The organism is Pseudoduganella sp. GW821-FHT12E03 (assembly GCF_058807115.1).
Genome location: NZ_JBXAQJ010000016.1, coordinates 79,266 through 97,045, shown reverse-complemented (window position 1 = coordinate 97,045; position 17,780 = coordinate 79,266). Strand labels below are relative to the sequence as shown.

Below are 17,780 nucleotides of genomic sequence, written 5' to 3'. Positions count from 1 at the left end.
CCTCCTTTCCTGCCTCTTGTCAGCGATACATACCCTGGTAGTAAATTGCTATCCATAAGATTTGACATATGGCAGCTATTTCCCGGGCGTAGTGCGTCGCCCCCTGTCTAAACCCTACTCTACCTATACCGACTGGGCACTCGCCCAAGAAGTCAGCAAGCCAAGGCAGGGTGCTGCGCAGTAATAAAACACCCCAAAATATATAACTCAGACACGTTTGGGGCGGCCGGGGTAAATGGCCGCATCAGCGGAGAATAGATAGGAGCAGCACAACATGAGCCAACCACAACTCCGGCCAGTCGTCAGCCAGGAGGCGCCGCCAGCGGCGCCAAAAGAAGTCAGCAAGATCGACGCCTACTTCCAGATTTCCGAGCGTGGCAGTACGCAACGCCGTGAAATCGTCGCCGGTATCACCACCTTCCTGGCCATGGTGTATTCCGTGTTCGTTGTACCAGGGATGCTGGGTAAAGCCGGTTTCGATGTCAGCGCCGTGTTTGTCGCGGTCTGCCTGACCGCCGCATTTGGTTCGCTGATCATGGGTTTCTGGGCCCGCCTGCCGATCGCGGTCGGTTGCGCCATCTCGCTGACCGCCTTCATGGCATTCGGCCTGGTGCTGGGTAAAGGCCTGTCGCCGAACGTGGCGCTGGGCGCGGTGGCCCTGATGGGTATCGTGTTCACGCTGATTTCCGTGACCGGCGTACGCTCGTGGATCCTGCAAAACTTGCCGCAAGGCGTGGCGCATGGCACCGGCGTGGGTATCGGCCTGTTCCTGCTGCTGATCGCCGCCAACAGCGTCGGCCTGGTGGTGAAAAACCCGCACGACGGCTTGCCTGTCGCACTGGGCGCCATCACGTCCTTCCCAGTCCTGATGAGCCTGGTTGGTCTGGCTGCCATCTTCGGCTTCGAAGCCCGCAAAGTTCCTGGCGGCATCCTGCTGGTCGTGGTGGCCCTGTCCGCCGCCGGCCTGGCATTTGACCCGTCCGTGAAATTCACCGGCGTGTTCGCCCTGCCTAGCCTGGGCGCCGACGGCAAATCGCTGATCGGTTCGATGGATATCCAGGGTGCGCTGTCGATGGCGGTGATCCCTTCGGTGCTGGCACTCGTGATGACCGCCGTGTTCGACGCCACCGGCACCATCCGCGCCGTGGCTGGCGAAGCTGGCCAGATCAATGAAAACGGCTACATCCACAATGGCGGCCGCGCACTGACCACCGACTCCGTGTCGTCGATCTTCTCGGCACTGGTGGGCGGCGCTCCTGCGGCAGCGTACATTGAATCGACCGTCGGCACCGCTGCCGGCGCCCGTACCGGCCTGGCGGCCGTGGTGGTTGGCGCCGCGTTCCTGGGCTTGATCTTCTTCTCGCCACTGGCCGGCCTGGTGCCAGCCTACGCCACCGCACCAGCACTGATGTACGTCGGCCTGCTGATGCTGGGCAGCGTGGCGCGCATGCACATGGATGACAAGATCGACGCCCTGTCGGGCCTGGTCTGCGCCGTGTTCATCCTGCTGACCTGTAACATTGTTACCGGCATCATGCTGGGCTTCTGCACCCTGGTGGTGGGCCGCGTGATTTCCGGCGAGTTCCGCAAACTGAACACCGGCACCGTGGCGATTGCTGCCGCGCTGGCGATCTTCTACGGCGGCGGCTGGGCGATCTAAGTCCCTGCTCATGAGGTGCCCGGCCTGAAGGCCCGGCACCCGTGACTGACATTAAAACCGGCAGCCGCAAGGCTTGCCGGTTTTTTTACGTTGACAGGTTTATTTACAATGCGGGGCGGCTCGACGGACGCTGCCCGCCCAATCCCTCGAACCACGCCAGCGCCGGCTCCCACAATGCCTGGGCATGGGGCCGGAAATAACCCATGTGGCCGATGGCGCCGATCCCCGAACGCTTGGGATCGATATCGATGCCGCTCCACGGCGCATTGCGGTAGCCGGTCATGAAGGCATTGCGCGAATCGGGCGGCGCCCACAGGTCATCGGCGGCGTTGACCGCCATGATCGGCGCCCGCACCTGGGCGAAGTCGCGCGCCACCTGCCCCATTTCCGGATCGTCAAAGAAGTAATGGGGGTAATGGCACCAGCGTTTCCATTGCGTATACACGCCCAGCGGCAAATCTTCTCCCATGCCAAGCTTTTTCCAGGCCAGGAATCCTTTCCAGCGCACCAGCAGCGGGCCTGCCACGTGCCACATGAATTTCACGCGGAGCCGCTCCAATGGCGGCATCCAGCCATGCCAGCCGGCGCCGGTGCCGAACACATACAGGCCGTCGACTTTCGCGTGGTTCGGCAACAGGCCGAACGCGTGGCCGCCAAACGAGTGGCCCACCATATAAATCGGCGCGGTCGACGGCAGCGCGCAAGCCGCCTCCACCACGGCCGCCAGGTCGAGCCGCGCCCAGTCCAGGAAACTCGCGCGGAAACCGCGCAGCTTGCCGGATTTCGATTGCGCGATGCCACGGTAATCAAAGGTCAGCACCGTGTAGCCACGGCTGGCGGCAAATTCCGCAAAACGGCGATAGAAACCTTGCGGCACGCCGGTGGCGCCCGCAACGATCAGGCGCGCCCGCTCCGGGCCGTGCGCCGGGTAGCGCAGCGCGGCCAGCGGATAGCCGTCGGCGGCGTGGATGGTCAGCGCCTGGGCTGCTGTGGTGTTCATGGTTGCTCCTTCGGTTTTAATAACAACAGCAAGGTTTCCGTGGCCTGCAGCATCGGCGCCACGTCATTGGCGACGCGCGCCTGCAGCAAGCCTCCTTCATAGGCGGCCACCATCAGCGCGGCCATGCCCTGGGCACGCACATCGTCGTGGCCGGCGCGTATCAGCGCCTGCGTGATCCGGCTGCGGATCGCATCGAAACCATGGGCCAGCGCGGTGCGCAACTCGACATCGGCGGCCGTGGATTCCAGCGCCACCGCCGCCAATGGACAGCCGATTTCAAAGCCACTGTCACCGAGGCCACCCACGGCGCGGTCTATCCAGGTGCGCAGCGCGTCGGCCGGATGGTCGTGGGTGGCGATCAATTTATCGAGCCAGTCGCACGACCAGGCCACGGTCGCTTCAATCGCAGCCACCGCCAGCGCGTTTTTACCGCCGGGGAAATGGTGGTAGAGCACGCCTTTCGGCGCCTGCGCCAGCGCGAGGATCTCGCTCAGCCCGGCGCCGTGCAGGCCACGGGTTTGCAGGGTGCGGATCATGGCGCCCACCAGGCGTTCGCGGGTGCCGGGCGGCGGGGATTTTTTATCGGTCACGGTGTTCATGACATCCATTCTATAGACCAGTCGGTCCAGTATCAAGAAAAACGTCGGAGGAAACACCACGGAACTTGCGCGAAAGTGGTGATCCAGAGCAAGCCTTGATAAAATACGCCTTTGGGCGATGGTACTTGTGCCCTGCCCACCAGTTACAGAAAGAGCAACATGAGCCTACCCCACGCATTTTCTGGCAGCCTGTTCATGGTGGCCGCGCCGTCCGGCGCCGGCAAATCCACGCTGGTCAACGCCTTGCTGGCGCAGGAACCGGCCATCAAGCTGTCGATCTCGACCACGACGCGCCAGCCCCGTCCGGGCGAAGAGCATGGCCGTGAATACTTCTTCACGACGCCGGAAGACTTCGTCGCGCGCGCACAGGCCGGCGAATTCCTCGAATGGGCCGAAGTGCACGGCAATTACTACGGCACTTCGCGCATCTTCGTCGAAGAGCAAATGAAGGCCGGCACCGACATCCTGCTGGAAATCGACTGGCAGGGCGCGCGCCAGGTCAAGAAGCAATTCCCGCTGGCGGCCGGCATCTTCATTTTGCCGCCGTCGATCCAGGCGCTGGAAGAGCGCCTGCACAAACGCGGCCAGGATGAACCGCACGTGATCACGCGGCGCCTGCTGGCGGCGGGCGGCGAAATCGCCCACGCGCCCGAGTTTGAGTATGTTATTATCAACCAAGACTTTCCCGTCGCCCTGGCCGAGTTGAATGCGATTGTCCGGGCAGCCCGCTGCAGGTTCTCGCAGCAAGCAGCACGCAACGTCTCGCTCTTCGCCCAGCTGGGCATCCACGCGGAACACGCGGAATAAACCGTACTGATATGTGGATACCTGGCCTGAAGGCCCGGCACCCATGTTTAAATAAGCACACCCGAATTGGAGTAACAGATGGCCCGTATCACCATTGAAGATTGCCTGAAAACCATCCCTAACCGTTTCCAGCTGACCCTGGCCGCGACCTATCGCGCCCGCCAACTGCTGCAAGGCCACACCCCGAAAGTAGACGCCAAGGATAAACCTACCGTTGTTGCACTGCGCGAGATCGCGGCCGGCAAAGTCGGCCTGGAAATGCTGAAAAAGGTTCCTATGTAAGCTGGGCGCCCTGCGCCCTTCACTTGCAGACGCGGTTCGAACGTTTACAACGTTGATTCTGGACCCGTATGAACCTGATTCCTGACGATGTAACAGGCAAGCCCGCCAGCCGGGCCAAGCGCCCGGCCAGCAACGAGCCGGGCGTTCCCGCTTCACCACCTTCCATATCGTCTCCCGTGCCTTCTTCGCCTCTGGCTACCCCCACCCTGACCGCGGGCGTTGCGTCCGTCACCCACCTGACTGAAAGACTGTCCGAATACCTGTCGGCAGCCGACCTGAAAAAGGTCAAGGAAGCGTACCGCTTCTCGGACGAGATGCATCTCGGCCAGGTCCGCAAGTCCGGTGAACCGTATATTTCCCATCCGATCGCCGTCGCGGAAATCTGCGCCGACTGGAAGCTCGATGCGCAAGCCATCATGGCGGCCCTGCTGCACGATGTGATGGAAGACCAGGACGTCAAGAAGGAAGAATTAATCGAACGCTTTGGCGCGCCGGTGGCGCACCTGGTCGATGGCTTGTCGAAGCTGGAGAAAATCGAATTCCAGAGCCAGATCGAAGCGCAGGCGGAAAATTTCCGCAAGATGCTGCTGGCGATGGCGTCCGATGTGCGCGTGATCCTGATCAAGCTGGCCGACCGCTTGCACAACATGCGTACCCTGGATGTGATGGCGCCCGCCAAGAAGCGCCGCATCGCGGGCGAAACCATGGAAGTGTATGTGCCAATCGCACACCGCCTGGGCCTGAACAATATCTACCGCGAATTGCAGGACTTGTCGTTTGCGCACCTGCACCCGCTACGCTACCACGTGCTGGCCAAGGCTGTGAAAGCGGCCCGGGGCAACCGCCGCGAAGTGGTCAAGAAAATCCTCGAAGCGGTGAAAAACACCTTGTCGGCCGCCAGCATCGAAGCCGAAGTGTATGGCCGCGAAAAGACCCTGTATGGCATCTATAAAAAGATGCGCAGCAAGCAGCTGAGTTTTTCACAGGTGCTGGACGTGTATGGCTTCCGTGTCGTGGTCGACAATTTCCAGAACTGTTACGTGGCGCTGGGCACCCTGCACTCGCTGTACAAGCCGATGCCGGGCAAGTTCAAGGATTACATCGCGATCCGCAAACTGAACGGCTACCAGTCGCTGCACACCACCCTGATCGGCCCGTATGGCACGCCGGTCGAATTCCAGATCCGCACCCAGGAAATGCACCGCACGGCGGAATCCGGCGTGGCCGCGCACTGGCTGTACAAAACCGGCGACACCAGCATGACGGATTTGCAGCAGCGCACCCACGCGTGGCTGCAATCGCTGCTCGACATCCAGCAGCAAACCGGCGATTCCGCGGAATTCCTGGAACACGTGAAGGTCGACCTGTTCCCGGATTCGGTCTATGTGTTCACGCCGAAGTCGAAAATCATTGCCCTGCCACGGGGCGCCACGCCGATCGATTTCGCCTACGCGATCCACACCGGCATCGGCGACCACACGGTGGGCGTCAATATCAATGGCGATGCCGTGCCGCTGCGCACCGAACTGCGCAACGGCGACATCATTGAAATCATCACGGACCCGCTATCACGCCCTAGCCCCGGCTGGCTCAGCTTTGTGCGCACCGGCAAAGCCCGTTCCGCGATCCGCCACCACCTGCGCACCATCAACCTGCCGGAATCGATCGCGCTGGGCAAGCAATTGCTGGCGCAGGCGCTGGCCGTGGCCAACATCGATCCGGAATTGCCGGAACCGCTGGCCGAACGCCTGCTCAATGAATCGTCGGCCAAGTCGCTCGATGAACTGTATGCCGACATCGGTATCGGCAAACGCATGGCGGCGCTGGTGGCGCGCCATATCTTCGGCCTGATCGGCGGCGAATCCGCCGCCATGCCGGTCGACCATAACAGCGCGGCGGAACTGGAACCGGTCACGATTTGCGGCAGCGAAGGCGTGTCGGTCCAGCTGGCGCAATGCTGCCTGCCGATCCCCGGCGACGGCATCATCGGCCAGCTGCGGCGCGACCAGGGGCTCTTGGTGCACACCACCGACTGTTCCATCGGCAAGCGCCAGCGCCAGAAAGAGCCGGACCGCTGGATTCCCGTGAAATGGGGCCATGACATCAACCGCCGTTTCGATTGCCGCATCAAGCTGCTGATTGAAAACGAAAAAGGCATCCTGGCGCGGGTGGCGGCGGAAATCGGCGAGTCCGACGCCAACATCACGTTTGTCGGCATGGATGAAGATGCCGAACACGTGCTGCACCAGTTGCGCTTCACGGTGCAGGTCAAGGACCGCGTGCACCTGGCGGGCTTGCTGCGCAACGTGCGCAAGGTGGTGGGCGTGAACCGGGTGCTGCGCGAACGCAGTTGAAGCGCCACCCGGGGCGATCCGGGTGCGGCTATTTGAGCGGGTCGTACCAGTAGGTTTTATTGTCCAGCGGCGTATGCGGCGGCAAGGTTGGATTGTCCATCCGGAACACACGGCGCTTACGCAAGCGGATCTGCTCGATCATGTTGTCATAAAAATCATGGAATATCCGGTCAAACCGGCCGTCCGCCAGTAGCGCGTGCAAACCATATTCCAGCCGCTCGGCCAGGCGCGCCTGGCCCGGCGCCACGAAAAAGTAGCGTGGCAGCGGCAGATGGATCACGAAGCTCTCCTCCAGCGCCAGGTGCGGGAACCCATGCATGTATTGCTCGCGCTCGTATAAAGCTTCTTCTATCCCGCGCGGGAAATGCGTGAAGCGGTCCGCCGCCAGCATACTGTGCAGGCCGGCGGTCGTATTACCCACGACGACATTGAAGCCGGCGCGCTGGAAGGCCGCCGCCGAACTCCACTGGCGCCCCGCACCCAGCGTCACGCTTTTCAGCTGTTCAATGGTGTGAATGGCGCTGAACTGCGCCTGGCGGCGGCCGTCGATCAGGGAAATACGGTAGCCCGCCAGTCCCTTGTCCACCGGGATGCGGACCGGCAGCAATTCGCGCTCCCATTCCTGCGACGTGATTTGCGCACTCAAATTCACCAGTTGGCCGCTGATCATTTCCCGCAACAGGCGGTCGCGCTCCATGCCCAGGGCCGCGGTGCGCAGCAAATACGGGCCGAAGCGCGCGCTGGAGGCATCCAGCGCCGCGGTCAGCAAGTGCAGGGTATAGCGGTCGCGCGTATCGATACGGCTGAAGTTATAGTCAAGCGTATACATATCCGGCGCCCGATAGTGGGGAACCGGTTCTTGCGCATGCGCTGGCCAGGGCGGCAGCGCCAATGCACACAGGCCGATGGCGAACCTGCGCCTGGCCTTACTCACCGGGTGCGGGATAGTTCACCTCCACGATATCCAGTTCTTCCACGCCAGTCGGCGTATGCAGCACGACCGTGTCGCCTTCGCGCGCCTTGGTCAGGGTGCGGGCAATCGGCGAAATCCAGCTGACCTTGCCCCTCAGGGGATCAAACTCATCGATCCCGACGATGGTGATCGTATATTCTTCGCCATCCTGTTTAGCATAGGTCACAGTGGCGCCAAAGAAAACCTGGTCGCTGCCATGATGGACGCTGGGGTCCACCACTTCCGCCAAGTCCAGGCGCTTGGTGAGGAACCGGATGCGGCGGTCGATTTCCCGCAACCGCTTCTTGCCATAGATATAGTCGCCGTTTTCCGAACGGTCGCCATTCGACGCGGCCCAGTGCACGACTTTCACCACTTCCGGCCGCTCATCATCGATCAGGTGCAGCAATTCCTGCCTGATGCGCTGGTAGCCGGCAGGCGTGATGTAGTTTTTTGAGCCCTTGGGAATCGGCGGAGCCCCTTGCAGGTCCTCGTCGTCCTCGTCGCTCTCGCTTTCTTTGACAAATGCCTTGTTCATAATCAATCTTTAAGGGTGTTTCCCGTATCATCAAACCATGAAGCGATTGTACACACTCAGGCGCCGCCTGCTGGCGCCCCTGGTCTACCTGGCAGCCCTGGTCTTGCTTCTGGAAGAGTGGTTGTGGGATCTGGGTGGACGCCTGATGGCGGCGCTGGGGCGGCTGGTGCCGCTGCCGCGCGTACGGGCGTGGATCTGTTCGCTGGGGCCGGCACCGGCGCTGTGCCTGTTTGTGTTGCCGGGGCTGGCGCTGTTTCCCGTAAAAATCCTGGCACTGTTCGCGATTGCCAAAGGGCACGCGCTGACCGGCATCACCACCATCGTGATCGCTAAAATCGCGGGCGCCGCACTGGTCGCCCGCATTTATGCCTTGACCCGGCCGGCCCTGATGCGCCTGGCCTGGTTTGCCTGGGGCCATGGCCGCTTCATCACCTTGCGCGACCACTGGATCGGCCGTTTGCGCGCCACCCGGGCCTGGCGGCAAGTGCAACACCTGGCCGCACATGCCCGCCAGTGGGGCCATGCCATGCGAAGGCGCTGGCATCCGGTGCGCCATGCGCGCCACGGCATGCGCTTGCTGCGCGTCTTGCGGCGCTATATTGCCCAATGGCGGGCGCGGCGCAAACAACCGTGAGTGGCGCGGATCCCGGCCCGGGCGCTACACTGCGCATATGAGCCAACCGCAGCCTCCCGCCCCGCAATCCGAGCCGCAGTCCGAGCCGCGTGCCGGGTCACAGCCCGAGTCACATGCCGCCCCCCATCGCGAGCCGCATCCCCACACCGCCGCCCTGCGCCAGGCGCAAGCCCGCTTCGACGCGATCGTGCGCAATACCCCGGGCCTGGTGTACCAGTTCATCCGCTACCACGATGGCCGGGTGGCTTTCCCCTACCTGTCCGATGGCTGCCAGGCGCTGTTGGGCATGACCGCGGCGGAATTACATGCGCAGCCGGAACACTTCGAAGCGCTGATCCTCGACGAAGACCGCAAGTCGTATGCCGACGCCATGCAAGCGTCCGCCGCCGCGCTGTCGGCCTGGAACTGGGAAGGCCGTATCTGGGTCGATGCCTGGCGCGACGTGAAATGGATCAACCTGCGCTGCACGCCGCACCCGTTGTCGGACGGCAATGGCGTGCAGTGGGAAGGCATCATGACCAACATCACGGAAAGCCGCCTGGAACAGCTGGAAGTGCGCAAAAGCCGCGCCCGGCTGGCGGAATTGACGGCCCACATTGAAACCGTCAAGGAACAGGAGCGCACCCGGATCGCCCGTGAAATCCACGACGACCTGGGCGGCAACCTGACCGCCATCAAAATGGCGCTGGCCATGCTGGCCAAGCGCTTGCCGCAAGACCCGGGATTGCTGGAAAAAGCGTCCTATGTCGATGCGCTGGTGGACCGCACCATCGACGCCGTGCACCGCATTTCACTGGACTTGCGCCCGTCCATCCTCGATTTCGGGCTGGTGGCGGCGCTCGAGTGGCAAGTGCGCGAGTTTGCCGACCAGACCGGGATCGAATGTGCGTTCGACTGCGCCGACAAGGAGATTGACGTGGCGCCGGACCGCGCCAGCGCGCTGTTCCGCATCTTGCAGGAAGCCCTGACCAATATCGCCAAACACGCCGGCGCGTCCCGCGTGGAGATCCACCTGTCTCGCACGCGCAGCTACCTGCACCTGAAAATCACCGACAACGGCCACGGCATCCGCCAGGCCGACCGCAGCAAGCCGCAATCGTTCGGCTTGCGCGGCATGGCGGAACGGGCCGCCGCGCTGGGCGGCACCCTGTCGCTGAGCCACGCGCATGGCGGCGGCACGGTCGTGGCCATCAAAATACGGCGTGCGACATAGTTCGCTGGCGGCCAGCCAGGACGGTACAATGAGCAAATTATTGATATTGCTGTAATGAAATGACTGACAAAGCCCTCATCAAGGTCTTCATCGCTGATGACCATGCCATCGTGCGCGAAGGCTTGAAACAAATCCTGGCCGATACCCGCGACATCGTGGTGGCCGGCGAAGCGGAAAACGGGCTTGACGCCATCCGGCTGTTCCGCCGCTCCGGTTGCCACGTGGTGTTGCTCGATATTTCCCTGCCGGACAAGAGCGGCATCGATGTCCTCAAACAAATCAAGAAAGAAAAACCCGACCTGGCGGTGCTGATGCTGTCGATGCACCGCGAAGACCAGTACGCGATCCGGTCGCTGAAAGCCGGCGCGGCCGGCTACCTGACCAAGCAAAGCGCGCCAAAAGAACTAGTGACTGCTATCCGGCAAGTCGCCGGAGGATTAAAATATGTCAGTCCTGCATTGGCGCAGGAATTGGCCAACCACCTGGGTGAAGACCACGAAGCGCCGGCCCACGAAACACTGTCCGACCGCGAATACCAGACCTTGACCATGATCGCTTCCGGCAAGACCGTGGGCGCGATCGCCAAGGAATTATCGCTGTCCGTGAAAACCGTCAGCGAATACCGGGCCCGCCTGCTGGCCAAGATGAAGTTGAAAAACAGTGCGGAACTGACGCATTACGCCATTAAAAACGGCTTGATCGAGTAAGCGGCATTGACATTGCTTAATTTCAACGGCTGCGCTGTCGCTTTGCCAAAACAGTGGGGCGGCAGACCGCCAGATGCCACAAAGTAACACTAGTTCCACCCGTTAATCGTGAATTTGATGGACTGGCCAGTGAACTATCATGCAAGCAGTCTGTTAACACTGATAACCAGAGGCCGTGCGTCACATGTCCAGCAAACCTACCCAACCTGCCGCAATGGAACAGAATCCGGCCGACATCGCCCGTGAAGCATTCCGCCGCCTGGCCTTACGCCGCATCTCGCCCACGCCGGAAGCTTACCGCGACATTTACTATGAAATCGCCGGCATCGCGCCACCGCCGCTGCAGGCGCCCACCGCCGCCCCGGAGCCGCGTCCCGACCCGGGTCCGGAGTTGATGCTGTACCAGTTTGCCAACCGCTTATCCGACCAGCCCGGCGACCTCGCTGAATTCGGCCGCCGCCTGAACCGCGCCGTCAAAGGCCGCGACTGGGACGGCTATGCGCGCACCTTGTCGCAACTGGCGGAGCGCCCGGCTCCCAAGAAGGGCATCGACCTGGCCGAGTTGCCGGACGGGGAACAGACCCGGCAATTGCGGGAAATGCTGGCCCGGACCCTGACGTTCGCCGTGGCTTCGCTGTTGAACAACAATCCGGAATTGGCGACGGAAGCCGAAGCGCTCGGCGCCGCCACCAAAGAAGCCCATTCGGATGCCGCACTGGCGGAGATCGGCACGCGCCTGAAGCAACTGTGCTACCAGATTGAATTGCGCAGCGGCGACAATGGCGAACAGCAGGAATTGTTGCTGCGCCTGTTCCGCCTGCTGCTGGAAAACGTCAGCGGCTTGCTGGACGACGATTCGTGGCTGCGCGGCCAGATCGACATGGTGCAGGAATTGATTTCCGGCCCGCTCGATGCGCGCAAGCTGGAAGACGCCACGCGCAGTCTCAAGGATGTGATTTACAAGCAGAGCCAGCTGAAACATGGCTTGTCGGACGTGAAACTCACCGTCAAGAACATGATGATGACGTTCATCGACCGCCTCGGCCAAGTGGCGACCTCGACCGGCGATTTCCATGAAAAAATCGGTGGCTATTCCGAGAAGATCCGCAATGCCGACAAGATCAGCGAGCTCAACGAGATCCTCGACGAAGTCTTGAAAGAAACCCGCATTGTCCAGACCGAAGCCCTGAAGGCGCGCGACAACATGGTGATGGCGCGCCAGGAAGTGCAGGATGCGGAAGCGCGCATCCATGCGCTGGAAGCTAAATTGCAGCATATGAGCGAGCTGGTGCGCGAAGACCAGTTGACGGGCAGCCTCAACCGGCGTGGCCTGGACGACGTCTTCGAGCGGGAAATGGCGCGCGCCGACCGGCGCGGCACGCCGCTGTGCATTGCCGTGCTGGACCTGGACGATTTCAAGCGCCTCAACGATACCTATGGCCACATTGCCGGCGACGGCGCGCTGAAGCACCTGGTCAAGATCGTCAAGGAAACCATCCGCTCGATGGACGTGGTGGCGCGCTTTGGCGGCGAGGAATTCCTGATTTTACTGCCGGAAACGTCGATCGAGGCGGCTTCGCAAACCATGACCCGCCTGCAACGGGAACTGACGCGCCACTTCTTCATGCATGACAATGAAAAAGTGTTGATCACGTTCTCGGCGGGCGTGGCGCTGCGCCGGCCGGACGAAGACCAGACCGAACTGGTCAAGCGGGCCGACAAGGCCATGTACCAGGCCAAGCAGACCGGCAAGAACCGCGTGGTGATTGCCGACTAGGCCGTCCCGCCCCCTCCGAAGGCCCGCCTCCGTGCGGGCCTTTTGCATTTTAAATAACAAAACAGGGCACTCCATAGGGCGGCGCCATGGCTTTAGACGGTTTTCTGAAGTTTTTTAGGGTGAAAAAATATTTATTTTGACCCTAAAGTTCACATTTTTTACGCCGCTTAAGCGTGCATCAGGGAGCGAGATTTAGGGCGGACAGCAAAAATTTAGCCTGTTTTTTCCCCTTAATTTTCCCATGGGGCAACCGTTACCCATTACAACAGCGGCTTGATCGTCTCGGAACAGCGAGGCGGGCCAAAGTGAAATGAGCACGCAGCCCAACAAGTAGTAAATGGAGAATCATCATGGCCCAGACCATCAACACCAACATTGCCTCCCTGAACTCGCAGCGCAACCTGAATTCGTCGCAATCCGCGTTGTCCACTTCCCTGCAACGCCTGTCGTCCGGTCTGCGTATTAACAGCGCAAAAGACGATGCCGCGGGTCTGGCAATTTCGGAACGTTTCACTTCGCAAGTTCGCGGCAATAACCAGGCAGCACGTAACGCCAACGACGGCATCTCCCTGGCGCAAACGGCTGAGGGTGGCCTGAGCACCGCCGGCGACCTGCTGCAGCGTATTCGTGAGCTGGCAGTTCAGTCCGCCAACGGCTCGAACTCGGCTTCCGACCGCAAATCGATCCAGAACGAGGTATCGGCACTGTCCTCCGAACTGAACCGCGTTGCCACGTCGACCCAGTTCAACGGCCAAAACGTGCTGGACGGCACCCTGACCAACACCCAGTTCCAGGTCGGCGCCAACTCGAACCAGACCATCAACATCGGCGTGCAATCGGCCAAAGCCACCGACATCGGCAACAACACCATCAAGCCGGTTGACGTTGCTACCTCGCAATCGCAAGCCGTGGCCACCGCCGCCAACAACGTGACCGCCGACGAAGAACTGACCATCAGTTCCGGCGCCGGCGTGACGTCGAAAGTGTTCGTGACCACCGGCGACAGCGCCAAGAAAGTTGCTGAAGCCGTCAACGCCAACACCGGTACCAGCGGTGTCAGCGCCCAGGCCAAGAGCGTGGCAACGATTTCCGGCATCAGCGACGGTACCGTGCAATTCGAACTGCGCGGCGCCAACTCGGTGGCCAACGACGCCAACTCGAGCGCCGTGACGATTTCCGCTTCGGTATCCGGCGGCGACCTGTCGGCCCTGGCCCAGGCAGTCAATGCCCAGACCGCGACCACCAATGTGACGGCGACCATCAAGATCGACCAGACCACGGGCGCCAAGGAACTGGAACTGGCTGACAACACCGGTAACGACATCAACTTCCATGAACTGGATGCCACCGCCAACACCGCACTGCAAGGCGCATCGATCCGCGGCGCCGACCTGGGCGCCGGTGCCGGCTCCGGTACCGCAGTGACCTGGGCGGCTGATGTCACCGTCGGTGGCCGCGTTGAGTTCTCGTCCGATTCGGGCTTCTCGATCACCAGCAGCGGTGCAGGCGCCGTGACCGGTGCCGTGACCGTGGGTTCGTCGCTGAGCTCGGTGTCCAACATCGACGTCAGCACCGTGGAAGGCGCCAACGACGCACTGCTGACCATCGATGCCGCCCTGAACTCGGTCAACAGCAACCGTGCATCGCTGGGTGCGATCCAGAACCGTTTCGCTTCGACGATCTCGAACCTGCAAACGACCACGGAAAACCTGTCGGCATCCCGCAGCCGTATCCAGGATACCGACTTCGCGGCGGAAACCGCGCTGCTGACCCGTGGCCAGATCCTGCAACAAGCTGGTACCGCGATCTTGGCGCAAGCGAACTCGCTGCCGAACGGCGTGCTGTCCCTGCTGCGTGGCTAATCCCACATGAGATGATGGCCCGCCATCATTGATAACAGGTTCCCCGGCTGATTTATTCCGCCGGGGATTTTTCGCAAAGGAAGCATCATGACTATCGACTCCATCAGTTCTTCTGGCGGCGCCCGCAGCGTCGACCGGACTGTGGCAGCGGCAGACACAGTCGCACTGGCCGGCACCGGCCGTGCGCCCGCGGCGACCACGCTGGAAACAGCGAACGCAGTCAAAGGTGCGGCGCCTGTGCCTACGCTGGACGAAGTCAACCAGGCAGTGTCGGAATTGAACAAGGCATCCCAGGCCAAGGCACAAGGCCTGGAATTTTCCGTCGACAACGATAGCAAGCGTACCGTTGTCAAAGTGGTCGACCAGACCACCAAGGAAGTGTTGCGCCAGATTCCGTCGCCGGAAGCGCTGGCGATCGCCAAATCGCTGGACAGTTCCAAAGGCATGCTGATCAAGCAAACCGCCTGATTCCCCACGGGGCGGCCGCTACGGCGCGCCGCCCCGCTCTTCCCCATGGCAGCATGGCGGCATGCGGTGTTGCGCCTGGCGCGCGCCGCCCCGTTCTTTTCCCGCACTTTTTCCGTACATTCAACGGACATTCCAATCTGCCGCTTTTTTAAGCGTATGATGAACTGAGCCGTAATTCCCCCTCTCAAGTCCTGTTTGAATGTGCCGATAATGACTTAACCTAATGCTTTCAACAGGAGTACAACGTGGGCATTTCCTCACCGGGTATCGGTTCCAATCTGGACGTCAATGCGATCATCAGCAAGCTGATGGCCGTTGAGGCTGCACCAGTCGCGACCCTGGACAAGAAATCAGCCAGCTACCTTGCCAAAGTCACGGCTTTCGGCACGGTATCGGGCGCGTTGAGCACGTTCCAGGGCTCCCTGTCCAGCCTGACATCGCTGTCGGGCTTCCAAACCCTGAGCAGCAACTCCAGCGACCCCAACATCCTGACCGGCTCGGCCACCAGCAAGGCCCAGCCTGGTACGTATAAAGTTGACATCACGCAAGTGGCCCAGGCGCAAACCCTGGCGTCCGGCGGCTACAAGTCCACCACGGCCGCGGTCGGCCTGGGTGCGAAGACCACCATCAATATCCAGCTCGGCACGGTGGCCGGCGGCAGTTTCGGCATGACCAGCACGGCGCTGGGCGCCGGGGTCGTCAATGGCGGCATCACGCCGGGCGCGCTGAGCCTGAACGGCACCGCGATCGCCACCGATGGCAGCACGCGCAGCGCCAAGCTGCTGGCGGACGCCATCAATGCCAAGAGCGGCACCACCAACGTCACCGCCAAAGCCGACACCACGCAAACCGCGGAAACCCTGTTTGGCAGCGGCGGCGCGACCACCTTTGGCGCCATCGACACCAGCGGCGGCGGCACCTATAAACTGTCGGTGGGCGGCGTCGACATCATCAGCCAGGCCACCGGCATCGCGTCCGGCGGCGTGGATGCGGCCGCGATTGACGCGGTACTGGCAGGCAACAACAGCGTGACGCAGGCGCTGACCAATGCCAACATCACGGTCTCGGGCACGGCGGCGGCGGGCACCCTGCGCTTCTCGAATACGGATGGCAACAATATCACGGTGACGGAAAGCGTCACCGGGGCAGTGGCCGGCGGCATCGGCAACAGCGGCACCGCCAACAGCGGCTACAGCGCCACCACCACCAGCACGGTGTCGCTGGTTTCGACCAACGGCACGCAAATCACGGTCGGCGGCAGCAATCCTTCCGTGGCGGGCCTGACGGCCGGCGTGGGCGGTGCTTACCAGGGCGCCACGTTTGCCCAGGATGGCACCCGTTCCAGCGGCAATATCGTCATCGACAGCACCAACAACACCTTGCAGGGCATCCGCGACGCCATCAACAAGGCCAATTTCGGCGTCACCGCCAGCATCGTCTCCGATGGCAGCACCGGCACGCCGCACCACCTGGTGTTGTCGTCGTCGGCCACCGGCGCCAATTCGAACATGAAAATCACCGTCAGCGGCAGCAACGGCGATCCCGCCGACTCGGCGGTCGAAAGCTTGCTGGCGTATGACCCTTCCGGCACGCAAAACCTGAGCCAGAAAACCGCCGCGCTCGACACGCTGGCCAATGTCAACGGCATTCCCGTCACCAGCCACAGCACCGGCATCAGCGGCGCGATCGAAGGCGTGACCATCAGCGCCGTGAAAACCGGCAGCGCCAACCTGGTGGTGGCCAAGGACACCGGTTCGCTGAACAGCGCGATCAATGGCTTCGTCAAAGCCTTTAACGAACTCAACGGGCAAATCAAGTCGGTCGCCAGCTACGATCCGGAAACCAAGCGCGGCGGCGACCTGCTGGGCGATTCCACGATCCAGACCTTGCAAGCGTCGCTGCGCCGCCAGATGACGCAATCCATCAGTGGCTTGCAGGGCAGCAAGCTGACCTCGCTGTCGCAGATTGGTATCGCGTTCCAGAAAGATGGCACGCTGACCCTGGATAATTCCAAGCTGCAAAAAGCCATCAGCACCAATTTCAACGATATCGCGGGCCTGTTTGCCGCGGTCGGCCGCAGCAGCGATGCGGACATCAGCTTTGTCTCGTCCAAGACCGCCACCAAGGCCGGCGATTACCGCATCGACATTACCCGCCTGGCGACCCAGGGCACCCTGACCAGCGCGGCCGCCATCCCGGCCTCGACCACGATTGCCGACGATACCGTGTGGAGCGTCAAGCTGAACAGTTCGACGTCGTCCGCCTCGGTCACCACGGCGTCCGTGAAAATCCCGGCTGGCACCTATACAGCCCAGGAACTGTCCACCGTGTTGCAGGCCGCCATCAATGGCGCCAGCAACTTCACGCAGGCAGGTTCGACCGTGTCAGCCACCATCAATGATGACGGCACGCTGAAGATCAATTCCACCAAATACGGTTCGGCCTCCAACCTGACCCTGACCAGCGATACCGGCACCTCGGTGGCCGCCATCTTCGGCGGTGCGGCCTCGACCGACGGCGTGGACGTGGCCGGCACCATCGGCGGCTTTTCCGCGTCCGGCGATGGCCAGATGCTGACCGGCGCCGCCGGCGCCCCGACCGAAGGCTTGAAACTCGAAGTCAAGGGCGACACCATCGGCAGCCGGGGCACCCTGGGCTTTTCGCAGGGGTATGCGTACCAGCTCGACATCCTGGCCAAGAGTTACCTGGGCGGGAGCGGCATCCTGACCGGCCGCACCAAGGGGCTGAACGACAACGTCAAGGATCTCGGCAAGCAAAAAGATGCGTTCAACGCCAAGCTGGTCGATATCGAAGCCCGTTACCGCAAGCAGTACACCGCGCTGGACACCGCGTTGTCCAGCATGAGCAAGACCGCCGCGTTCCTGACGCAGCAATTTGCATCACTGAATAAATAACAGGAGAAATAG

General features: G+C 61.9%; 14 protein-coding genes and 1 pseudogene. 11 read left to right on the top strand and 4 right to left on the bottom strand.

What is annotated here, in order from left to right:
- Positions 1-346: 346 nt before the first annotated feature.
- A pseudogene (locus tag AC1RRC_RS30365) lies at positions 347-1,660 on the top strand (NCS2 family permease); the annotation flags it as partial.
- 103 nt (positions 1,661-1,763) lie between these two features.
- Here AC1RRC_RS30365 and AC1RRC_RS30360 read toward each other — a convergent pair.
- Together AC1RRC_RS30360 and AC1RRC_RS30355 are read right to left on the bottom strand one after the other, a co-directional pair.
- Positions 1,764-2,660 (bottom strand): alpha/beta hydrolase family protein, encoded by an 897-nt coding sequence (locus AC1RRC_RS30360; RefSeq protein ID WP_493059486.1) that lies wholly within the window; start codon positions 2,658-2,660, stop codon positions 1,764-1,766.
- Positions 2,657-3,259 (bottom strand): TetR/AcrR family transcriptional regulator, encoded by a 603-nt coding sequence (locus AC1RRC_RS30355; RefSeq protein WP_493059485.1) that lies wholly within the window; start codon positions 3,257-3,259, stop codon positions 2,657-2,659. The genes AC1RRC_RS30360 and AC1RRC_RS30355 overlap by 4 nt, the downstream gene beginning before the upstream one ends.
- Before the next feature lie 159 nt (positions 3,260-3,418).
- Between AC1RRC_RS30355 and gmk the strand changes: the two genes are divergently transcribed.
- The 3 genes from gmk (at position 3,419) to AC1RRC_RS30340 (ending at position 6,702) form a co-directional block, all read left to right on the top strand.
- Positions 3,419-4,066 (top strand): guanylate kinase, encoded by a 648-nt coding sequence (gmk, locus tag AC1RRC_RS30350; protein ID WP_493059484.1) that lies wholly within the window; start codon positions 3,419-3,421, stop codon positions 4,064-4,066.
- 78 nt (positions 4,067-4,144) lie between these two features.
- A complete protein-coding gene (rpoZ, locus tag AC1RRC_RS30345; protein WP_493059483.1) occupies positions 4,145-4,348 on the top strand; it encodes a DNA-directed RNA polymerase subunit omega in 204 nt (67 codons plus the stop codon).
- 68 nt (positions 4,349-4,416) lie between these two features.
- Positions 4,417-6,702, top strand: a complete 2,286-nt coding sequence (locus AC1RRC_RS30340; RefSeq protein WP_493059482.1) for a RelA/SpoT family protein — start codon at positions 4,417-4,419, stop codon at positions 6,700-6,702.
- 28 nt (positions 6,703-6,730) lie between these two features.
- On the opposite strand, the gene AC1RRC_RS30335 is transcribed toward AC1RRC_RS30340, so the two are convergent.
- Together AC1RRC_RS30335 and greB are read right to left on the bottom strand one after the other, a co-directional pair.
- On the bottom strand, positions 6,731-7,531 hold the full coding sequence (locus tag AC1RRC_RS30335) for a hypothetical protein (RefSeq protein ID WP_493059481.1): 801 nt from the start codon (positions 7,529-7,531) through the stop codon (positions 6,731-6,733).
- A 97-nt stretch (positions 7,532-7,628) separates the two neighbouring features.
- Positions 7,629-8,192, bottom strand: coding sequence for a transcription elongation factor GreB (gene greB / locus AC1RRC_RS30330; protein ID WP_493059480.1), 564 nt, complete (start codon positions 8,190-8,192; stop codon positions 7,629-7,631).
- A gap of 37 nt (positions 8,193-8,229) precedes the next feature.
- On the opposite strand from greB, the gene AC1RRC_RS30325 reads away from it, so the two are divergent.
- The 7 genes from AC1RRC_RS30325 (at position 8,230) to fliD (ending at position 17,768) form a co-directional block, all read left to right on the top strand.
- Positions 8,230-8,826, top strand: coding sequence for a hypothetical protein (locus AC1RRC_RS30325; protein WP_493059479.1), 597 nt, complete (start codon positions 8,230-8,232; stop codon positions 8,824-8,826).
- 37 nt (positions 8,827-8,863) lie between these two features.
- Positions 8,864-10,039: a PAS domain-containing sensor histidine kinase gene (locus AC1RRC_RS30320; protein WP_493059478.1), complete on the top strand. Its 1,176-nt coding sequence runs from the start codon at positions 8,864-8,866 to the stop codon at positions 10,037-10,039.
- A 59-nt stretch (positions 10,040-10,098) separates the two neighbouring features.
- The gene (locus tag AC1RRC_RS30315; protein WP_493059477.1) at positions 10,099-10,746 is read left to right on the top strand and encodes a response regulator; all 648 of its coding nucleotides are present in this window, start codon (positions 10,099-10,101) and stop codon (positions 10,744-10,746) included.
- Positions 10,747-10,930: 184 nt separating this feature from the next.
- Positions 10,931-12,523 carry a GGDEF domain-containing protein gene (locus AC1RRC_RS30310; protein WP_493059476.1) on the top strand — a complete coding sequence of 531 codons (1,593 nt, stop codon included), beginning with the start codon at positions 10,931-10,933 and terminating at the stop codon, positions 12,521-12,523.
- A gap of 350 nt (positions 12,524-12,873) precedes the next feature.
- A complete protein-coding gene (locus AC1RRC_RS30305) occupies positions 12,874-14,385 on the top strand; it encodes a flagellin N-terminal helical domain-containing protein (RefSeq protein ID WP_493059474.1) in 1,512 nt (503 codons plus the stop codon).
- 87 nt (positions 14,386-14,472) lie between these two features.
- Positions 14,473-14,853, top strand: coding sequence for a flagellar protein FlaG (locus tag AC1RRC_RS30300; protein ID WP_493059473.1), 381 nt, complete (start codon positions 14,473-14,475; stop codon positions 14,851-14,853).
- Between the two features lie 245 nt (positions 14,854-15,098).
- Positions 15,099-17,768: a flagellar filament capping protein FliD gene (gene fliD / locus AC1RRC_RS30295; protein ID WP_493059472.1), complete on the top strand. Its 2,670-nt coding sequence runs from the start codon at positions 15,099-15,101 to the stop codon at positions 17,766-17,768.
- The last annotated feature ends 12 nt before the right edge of the window (positions 17,769-17,780 follow it).